Origin of the sequence: Pantoea sp. ICBG 985, from assembly GCF_002928365.1 — a bacterium.
Taxonomy (GTDB): Bacteria; Pseudomonadota; Gammaproteobacteria; order Enterobacterales; family Enterobacteriaceae; genus Pantoea; species Pantoea dispersa.
Genome location: NZ_POWM01000009.1, coordinates 152,524 through 160,906, shown reverse-complemented (window position 1 = coordinate 160,906; position 8,383 = coordinate 152,524). Strand labels below are relative to the sequence as shown.

Genomic DNA, 8,383 nt, shown 5'->3' with positions numbered 1-8,383 from the left:
CGTAATGAATTACGTGTTCACTCAGCAAAGACTTGATATTTTTTAAAGCCCGTAGGCTTGTGATATCAATCCTGCGAGTGCCCACACAGATTGTCTGATAAATTGTTAAAGAGCGGTGCGACGCGGCATTCAGCCTGCTGTCGCGAGGTGGCGTATATTACGCTTTCCTCCTTCAGAGTCAAACACTTTTTTCAGCGTTTTTCTCCGGCGGGGTGAATCGCTTCACGCCCTGCTGAGCCGCCTGCGTTGCCGCTTTGCCGTCTCAGTGGTGGCGCATTATAGGGCGTTAATCTGAAGTGACAAGCATTTCCTGAAAAAAATTGACTGAAAGCTACTTTTTTATACGAACACGGTAAAAACAGACATTTCCCGGCTAATAATCAGGCAAATCAGCTCTCACAGCGGCACAAATCAGCGCCATCGTCGCAGCGACCGATGCTATCCTGTTTAACTTACGCTCTTTGCTGACAGATTTTCTTCAAGAAGGATTTTCAATGATTCGCTCCGCGCGCAGTATGGCCGGCCTGCCCTGGATCGCCGCCATGGCGTTTTTTATGCAGGCTCTCGACGCCACCATCCTGAATACCGCGCTTCCCGCCATTGCCACCAGCCTTGAACGTTCCCCACTCGCCATGCAGTCCGCCGTCATCAGTTATACGCTCACGGTCGCGATGTTGATTCCGGTCAGCGGCTGGCTGGCCGATCGCTTTGGCACGCGTAAGGTGTTTATCGTGGCGGTTTCGCTGTTCACGCTTGGCTCACTGGCCTGTGCGCTGTCCGGATCGCTGAGCATGCTGGTGGTTTCGCGCGTGGTGCAAGGCGTTGGTGGAGCAATGATGATGCCGGTAGCGCGTCTGGCGCTGCTGCGCGCCTATCCGCGCAGCGAACTGCTGCCGGTACTCAACTTTGTCACCATGCCCGGACTGGTCGGACCTATTCTTGGCCCTATGCTCGGCGGTCTGCTGGTCACCTACGCCAGCTGGCACTGGATCTTCCTGATTAATATTCCTATCGGCATCGCCGGCATCTTCTATGCGCGCAAATATATGCCGGACTTCACCACGCCAAAACGCCGCTTCGATTTTGGCGGCTTTATGCTGTTTGGTTTTGGCCTGGTGCTGATCTCCATCGGCATTGAGCTGTTTGGCGAGCGTATCGTATCGCCGTGGCAGGCGGTGCTGGTGCTGGTCAGCGGCGTGGTATTGCTGCTGCTCTATATTATGCATGCGCGTCGCCATCCGGCTCCGCTCATTAGTCTGCCGATGTTTAAGACACGCACGTTCTCCGTCGGGATTATCGGTAATATTGCCGCGCGTCTCGGTACCGGCTGTATTCCGTTCCTGATGCCGCTGATGTTACAGGTAGGATTTGGCTATCCGGCGATCATCGCCGGCTGCATGATGGGCCCCACGGCGATTGGCTCGCTGCTGGCCAAATCCACCGTGACTCAGGTGCTGCGCCGCTTTGGCTATCGTAAAACGCTGGTGGGCATTACGGTTATCATTGGCCTGCTGGTCGCCAGCTTCGCGCTGCAGTCGCCGGACGGAAGCATCATCATGTTGCTGGTGGCGCTGTTTGTACTGGGCATGGCGATGTCCACCCAGTTTACCGCCATGAATACCATCACGCTGGCGGATTTGAATGATGAGAACGCCAGCGGCGGCAATAGCGTGCTGGCGGTAACGCAGCAGGTGTCGATCAGTTTTGGCGTGGCGGTCAGCGCCGCCGTGCTGCGCTTTTACCAGGATTTTGAGAGCACCACGGTGCAGCAGTTCCACGCCACCTTCTTTACCATGGGCGTGATTACCGTGCTGTCGGCACTGGCGTTTCTGATGTTACGGCCGGGTGATGGCCGTAACCTGATCGCCAACCGCGAGAAAACGCGTAAAAGCAGTTAAACCGAACCGCGCTCCACCAGCTCCGGCGTCAGCACCAGCGTTTGCTGGCTGGCGTCGGGATCGCTCATACGATGAATCAGCGTATCAATGGCCAGCTCGCCCAGCTCATCTTTCGGCTGATGAATGGTACTGAGCGGCGGCGTCAGATAGCGCGCCAGCTCAATGTTGTCATAGCCCATCACCGCCATATCCTGCGGCACGCGCAGTCCCGCCTGATACAGGGCGTGATAGACGCCTACCGCCATCGCATCGTTGCTGGTAAACACCGCCTGCGGTGGCGGATCGAGCGCCAGCAGCTGATTCATGGCGTTGAAACCGCCCTGAAATTCGAAATCGCCGTCCACCACATAGCCCGGCGACACCGCCAGCCCACTGGCGGCCATCGCCTGATGAAAACCGTCCAGACGCAGGCGCGCCGGGGTTTTATCCAGCGGCCCGGCAATACAGGCGATGCGGGTGTAACCGCGGTCAATCAGATACTGCGTGGCCAGCTCACCGCCCAGCAGCGCGTTATCCTGAATAATATCGCCACGCCCTTCAAACGGCGCCCAGTCCATCATCACCATCGGCACCGAAGGATAGCGATTAAGGATTTCGGCGGAGGGCAGATGGGTTTCCGTGCACATCATCAGCAGGCCATCCACGCGCTTCTGCATCAGCGTTTCAAGGCTGCGATTCATGCGCTCTTCATCGCCTTCGGTATTGCACAGAATCAGGCTGTAGCCGCGTTCATAGCAGCTGTTCTCTACACCGCGCACCACTTCCGAGTAGAACGGGTTGCTGCTGGCGGTCAGTAACATACCAATGGTGCGCGTTTGCTTGATCTTCAGGCTGCGCGCCAGCGCCGACGGCGCGTAGTTTAATTCGCGAATCGCCTGTTCCACTCTATCGCGCACCTGTTCGCTAACAAAACGGTTGTTGTTGATAACGTGCGAAACGGTGGAGGTGGAGACGCCCGCCAGACGGGCGACATCTTTCATGGTAGCCAAGCGCTTAACCCTGTTGCTGCAGGAATGCGTCAATCTCAGTGCGCCATGGCACTGAGGGCTGTGCGCCCGGGCGCGTCACGGCAATGGCTGCCGCCGCATGGGCAAAACGGACCGCATCCTGCATCGCCACGCCTTCCAGCCGCGCGGTAATGAAGGCCCCGTTGAAGGTATCACCGGCAGCGATGGTATCCACCGCCTGCACGCTGAAGCCGGGAATACGTTGTCCCTGGCCCTGCTCGCTGAGCCATACGCCGCGCCGGCCCAGCGTAATCAATACGGTATCGATGCCTTTGGCGTGCAGCGCCTGGGCTGCCCGCGCCGCGTCGTCGTCGTCGTTGACGGCGATGCCGGTGAGGATTTCCGCTTCGGTTTCATTCGGCGTAATAATGTCGATCAGCGCCAGCAGCTCATCAGAGAGCTGGGTCGCCGGCGCCGGATTAAGGATCACCTGGGTGTGGCTGGCGCGCGCGATGCGGGCCGCGGCCAGCACGCTGTCCAGCGGCGACTCCAGCTGCATCAGCAGCGCATCGGCCGAACGAATTACCTGCTGGTGGCGCTCCACACAGGCTGGCGTCAGCGCCGCGTTCGCGCCTGAGTAGATGCCAATGTTATTTTCGCCTTCGCCATTCACGAAGATCATCGCCACGCCGGTGGCTTCCTGCGCCACGGTTTCCACCGGAGCGGTATCAATCTGGTCCTGCTGCAGCTGCTGGCGAATACGTTCGCCGATGTCATCTGCACCCACGCAGGCAATAAAAGCAATGTCAGCGCCGGCACGGCCAGCCGCGACGGCCTGGTTGGCCCCTTTACCGCCAAAGGCAACCTGATACTGTTTCCCGATCACCGTTTCACCCGGACGGGGAAAATGGGCGAGGTTGAGGATGTGGTCGGCGTTGATGCTGCCGAGTACCGCCAGTTTTGCGCTTTTGCTCATAGGGAGTTATCCAGGAAGTTGCGCCACCGCGAGGGTGGCGCGTTGCCATGCTTTTCTTTGGGTTTTATTTAGTAACCAGTTTCAGGTCAACCGGGTTGATCGCCTGCACTTTTTCGCCCTTCAGAACTTTATCTGCGGTATCGACGCCAATCATACCAATCTTGTCTGGCATCTGTGCAACGGTCGCGCTGAGTTTACCGGATTCTACCGCCTTCACGCCGTCCGCGGTGCCGTCAAAGCCCACCACCAGCACGTCGGTTTTGCCTGCGGTCTGCAGCGCACGCAGCGCGCCCAGCGCCATTTCGTCGTTCTGGGCAAAAACTGCCTGCACGTCCGGATGCGCCTGCAGCAGGTTCTGCATCACGTTCAGACCTTTAGTACGGTCGAAGTCGGCCGGCTGGCTGGCCAGCACGTTGAATTTGTGTGCATCAGCGGCCTGCTTAAAGCCTTCGCCACGCTCGCGGGCAGCGGAGGTGCCGGCAATGCCCTGCAGCTCGATGATTTTCGCACCGTCGCCCAGTTTCTTCGCGATGAAATCGCCGGCCATTTTGCCGCCGAAGCGGTTATCAGACGCCACGTGGCTGACAACTTTCCCCTGCGCCGCCATACGGTCCAGCGTAATCACCGGGATGTTCGCCTGGTTAGCCATTTTCACGGCGTTACCGACCGCGTCAGAATCCGTTGGGTTGATCAGCAGCAGTTTGGTGCCGCGCACAGTGAGATCCTGCACGTTTGCCAGCTCTTTTGCCGGGTTGTTCTGTGAGTCGAGCACCACCAGGTTATAGCCCAGCTTATCGGCTTCTTTCTGTGCGCCATCTTTCAGCGACACAAAGAACGGGTTATTCAGGGTTGAGACCACCAGCGCAATCGTATCCTTAGCCATCGCGCCAGCACTGAGGGTGGCGCCAAGGATGACGGCCAATGCAGTTAACTTTTTCATTTCTTTAATCCTGTGTGAAGGTCAGAGTTACTTACTGCTTTTGTTATCCACCAGCACCGCCAGCAGAATGACGACGGCTTTGACAATCATCTGGTAGTAAGACGATACGCCCATCAGGTTGAGGCCGTTATTGAGGAAGCCGAGAATCAGCGCACCGATCAGCGTGCCCATAATGCGCCCTTTACCGCCCGCGAGGCTGGTCCCGCCCAGCACTACTGCGGCAATCGCATCCAGTTCATAACCGGTGCCCGCCGTCGGCTGCGCGGAAGAGAGACGCGCCACTTCGATGGTGCCCGCCAGTGCCGCCAGCAGGCCGCACAGCGAATAGACGATGACTTTAACGCGGTTAACGTTGATGCCGGACAGCCGCGTGGCCGCTTCGTTACCGCCCAGCGCATAGATATAGCGACCAAGGCGGGTGTGATGCAGCATGTACCATGCCAGCGCGAACACCACCGCCATCAGCCATACCGGCGTCGGAATGCCCAGCGGACGGCCAATGCCGAACCAGCCAAACAGATCGGCGTTATCGCTGAAGCCGGTGTTGATCGGACTGCCGTTGGTGTAAACCATGGTGACGCCGCGCAGCAGCAGCATCATCACCAGCGTAGCGATAAACGCCTGCACCTTGCCGCGTGCCACAATCACACCGGTAATGGCACCAATAAAGGCACCGAGCGCCAGCGATGCCGCTACGGCCACCAGCGCATTGACTTCCAGCCCGACAATCGATGCCGCTACCGCGCCGGTCAGCGCCAGCAGCGAGCCGACCGAAAGATCGATGCCTGAGGTCAGAATCACCAGCGTCATGCCCACCGCCATGATGGCGTTGACCGATGTCTGCTGCAGGATGTTGAACATGTTGGGCAGCGTGAAGAAGTTCGGGCTCTGGCTGGCGACCACGGCGATCAGCACAATCAACGCGATCAGCGATTTCTGCTCCAGCAGCCAGGCTTTGCTGAACCAGCGACGGCTGGCAGGTAAGGTTTGGGTACTCATACAACTAACTCCTCGCTGTGTTGCTTACCGACCGCCGCTGCCATCAGGGATTCCTGGGTAGCCTGCTCACGGGAAAATTCGCCACTCAGATGGCCTTCATGCATCACCAGAATGCGGTCGCTCATGCCCAGCACTTCCGGCATTTCCGACGACACCAGGATGATGCTTAGCCCTTCGGCTTTAAACTGGTTAATTAACTGATAGATCTCTTTTTTCGCCCCGACATCAACGCCGCGCGTCGGCTCGTCGAGGATTAGCACATCCGGGCGCGTCATCAGGCCACGCGCAATCGCCACTTTTTGCTGATTACCGCCGGACAGCAGACCGATCGGCTGCATCATTGACGGCGTTTTCACATTGAACAGGCGGATAAAATCGCCCACCGCCAGCTGCTCTTCGGCGTGCTTCAGGCCGCCATCGGCGCGGCTGAAGTAGCGCAGCGCGGTCAGCGACATGTTCTCTTTAACCGACATACCGAGTACCAGCCCGTCACGCTTACGGTCTTCCGAGATATAGACGATGCCGTTGGCCAGGCCGTCCTGCGGCGAGCGGGTGACAATCTCGCGGCCGTTAAGCGTCACTTTGCCGTGCGTACGCGGCAGCGCACCGTACAGCACCTTCATTAATTCGGTGCGGCCCGCGCCCATCAGACCGGAAATGCCCAGAATCTCGCCCTTACGCAGGGTAAAGCTGACATCTTCTACGCCCGGTCCGCTAACGTGCTCGACCCGCAGCCGCACCTCGCCCGGTGTCTGATCGAGATGCGGATACTGATCCTCAAGCTTGCGGCCAACCATCATTTCGATCAGGCCCTCTTCGCTCAGATCGTTTACCGCGCGCTCGGCAATAAACTGGCCGTCGCGGAACACGGTGACGTCATCGCAAATCTCAAAGATCTCTTTCATGCGGTGTGAGATATAAACAATGCCGCAGCCCTGCGCTTTCAGCTCATTGATGACGCGGAACAGCGACAGGGTTTCGGTATCGGTCAGCGCATCGGTCGGTTCATCCATAATGATGACCTGCGACTCGAAGCTGAGCACTTTGGCGATCTCCACCATTTGCTGGTCGCCAATCGACAGATCGCCCACCAGCTTGTGGCTGCTGAAGCGCAGATTGAGGCGCTTTAACAGCGCATCCGCCGCGGCATACATCTGTTTCCAGTCGATGCGGCCAAAGCGGTTAACGAATTCACGGCCGAGGAAAATATTTTCCGCAACGGTCAGCTGCGGGATCAGGTTCAGCTCCTGATGGATGATGCCGATGCCGGCTTCCTGAGACGCTTTCGGCCCGGAGAACGTCACTTCTTTGCCCAGCCAGTGCAGCGAACCGGCGTCCATGCTGTAGATGCCGGTCAGCACCTTCATCATGGTGGATTTGCCCGCGCCGTTCTCTCCCACTAACGCCATCACGCGCCCGGGATAAACCGCCAGCGACGCGCCGTTGAGCGCCTTCACGCCGGGAAATGATTTTTCAATTCCCCTGAGTTGCAATAACGGTTGCATAGCGGCCTCAGAAAGTGACGCCCGCGCTCAGGATGACATTCGCATACGGAGAGCACTCTCCGCTGCGAATGACCGCCTGACTGCGCTGAGTGTGTTGTTTGAACTGTTCATGGCTGGTGTAACGAACGCTAATCACATTCCCCTGGTGCTGTTGCAAGGCTTCGAGCACGGCGATCAGCTGGCTGTGGAGTTGCGGATTGTGTTGTTGGATCTCTTCCGCTATCAGGGCGCTCTCAACCTGCATCTCCTGCGTGATGACCTCCACCACCTGTAAAAAATCGGGCGTACCGGGCGTCAGCGCCAGATCGATGCGCTGTGGACCGGCCGGGATCGGCAAGCCCGCATCGGCAATCGTCAGCGTATCGGTATGCCCGAGGCGGGCAATCACATGAGAGACTTCAGCGTTTAACAGGCGACCTTTTTTCATTTATTCCACTCCACAGCGAAACGTTTCGCTGTCTGGCAGTGTATTAAATGTACATGGCAACTCAATGACGGCATCACGGAAATGTGATCGCCATCGAAACGTTTCGCTTATACCAGAGAAAATTTGAGTTTGGCGGGATGGCGGAGCCCGCGACGCGGCTCCGCAGGGGGAAGTTACGGCAGTTTACGCACCTGTTTAACGTCCAGTTCAATCGAATTGAAATCCTTATCCAGTTCGCCGGTCAGCTCGACCTGATCCTTCGGCGTAATGGTCTGGCCGTTCCAGCGTTTGTGGTCGATCTCCACTTTCATGCTGCCGCTGCTGTCGCGGAACAGATAATCTTCGTCGCCGATCTGCTTATCAAGCTGGCCGCGCACGGTGATCCAGCTGTCATCCTTCATCTCTTCGGCCTGTTTTACCGTCACCACACTGCTGTTATCGGCCTTAAAACCGCCGGCTTTAGCCTGAGCGGCTGGCGCGTTCGGGTCGACAAAGCCACCCTGCTGGGCGGCTAACACCGGGGTTGCCGCCAGGGCGATAATGGCGAACAGCGCTGCACTCTTTTTCATTTTTCACCTCATTTCCATGTCTGTGCGGATTACGGGAGCCATTTCATCATAGAGTTCTTAACAGGATCTTAAGGAAAAAAAAGAAGCGGAAAATACGCCAAAGCGGGCGAATGGCGCTGTAC

General features: G+C 57.8%; 8 protein-coding genes. 1 reads left to right on the top strand and 7 read right to left on the bottom strand.

The features are described from left to right. The first annotated feature begins 494 nt into the window (after positions 1-494). Entirely contained in the window at positions 495-1,898 is a 1,404-nt protein-coding gene (mdtD, locus tag C1Y42_RS21800; protein WP_058775630.1) for a multidrug transporter subunit MdtD, read from the top strand. Here the strand turns inward: mdtD and rbsR are convergent. The 7 genes from rbsR to C1Y42_RS21765 form a co-directional block, all read right to left on the bottom strand. After that, complete coding sequence (rbsR, locus tag C1Y42_RS21795) at positions 1,895-2,887, bottom strand: ribose operon transcriptional repressor RbsR (protein ID WP_370445722.1); 993 nt, start codon at positions 2,885-2,887, stop codon at positions 1,895-1,897. The genes mdtD and rbsR overlap by 4 nt on opposite strands. 4 nt (positions 2,888-2,891) lie before the next feature. Next, positions 2,892-3,821, bottom strand: a complete 930-nt coding sequence (gene rbsK, locus C1Y42_RS21790; protein WP_058770712.1) for a ribokinase — start codon at positions 3,819-3,821, stop codon at positions 2,892-2,894. A 64-nt stretch (positions 3,822-3,885) separates the two neighbouring features. Next, positions 3,886-4,761, bottom strand: coding sequence for a ribose ABC transporter substrate-binding protein RbsB (rbsB, locus tag C1Y42_RS21785; protein ID WP_021508171.1), 876 nt, complete (start codon positions 4,759-4,761; stop codon positions 3,886-3,888). A 27-nt stretch (positions 4,762-4,788) separates the two neighbouring features. Continuing rightward, entirely contained in the window at positions 4,789-5,760 is a 972-nt protein-coding gene (gene rbsC / locus C1Y42_RS21780; protein ID WP_021508172.1) for a ribose ABC transporter permease, read from the bottom strand. Continuing rightward, positions 5,757-7,265 (bottom strand): ribose ABC transporter ATP-binding protein RbsA, encoded by a 1,509-nt coding sequence (rbsA, locus tag C1Y42_RS21775; protein WP_058781859.1) that lies wholly within the window; start codon positions 7,263-7,265, stop codon positions 5,757-5,759. The genes rbsC and rbsA overlap by 4 nt, the downstream gene beginning before the upstream one ends. Positions 7,266-7,272: 7 nt before the next feature. Then, positions 7,273-7,692, bottom strand: coding sequence for a D-ribose pyranase (gene rbsD / locus C1Y42_RS21770; RefSeq protein ID WP_021313542.1), 420 nt, complete (start codon positions 7,690-7,692; stop codon positions 7,273-7,275). 173 nt (positions 7,693-7,865) lie between these two features. Continuing rightward, complete coding sequence (locus C1Y42_RS21765) at positions 7,866-8,261, bottom strand: YgiW/YdeI family stress tolerance OB fold protein (protein ID WP_058758226.1); 396 nt, start codon at positions 8,259-8,261, stop codon at positions 7,866-7,868. Positions 8,262-8,383: the final 122 nt, after the last annotated feature.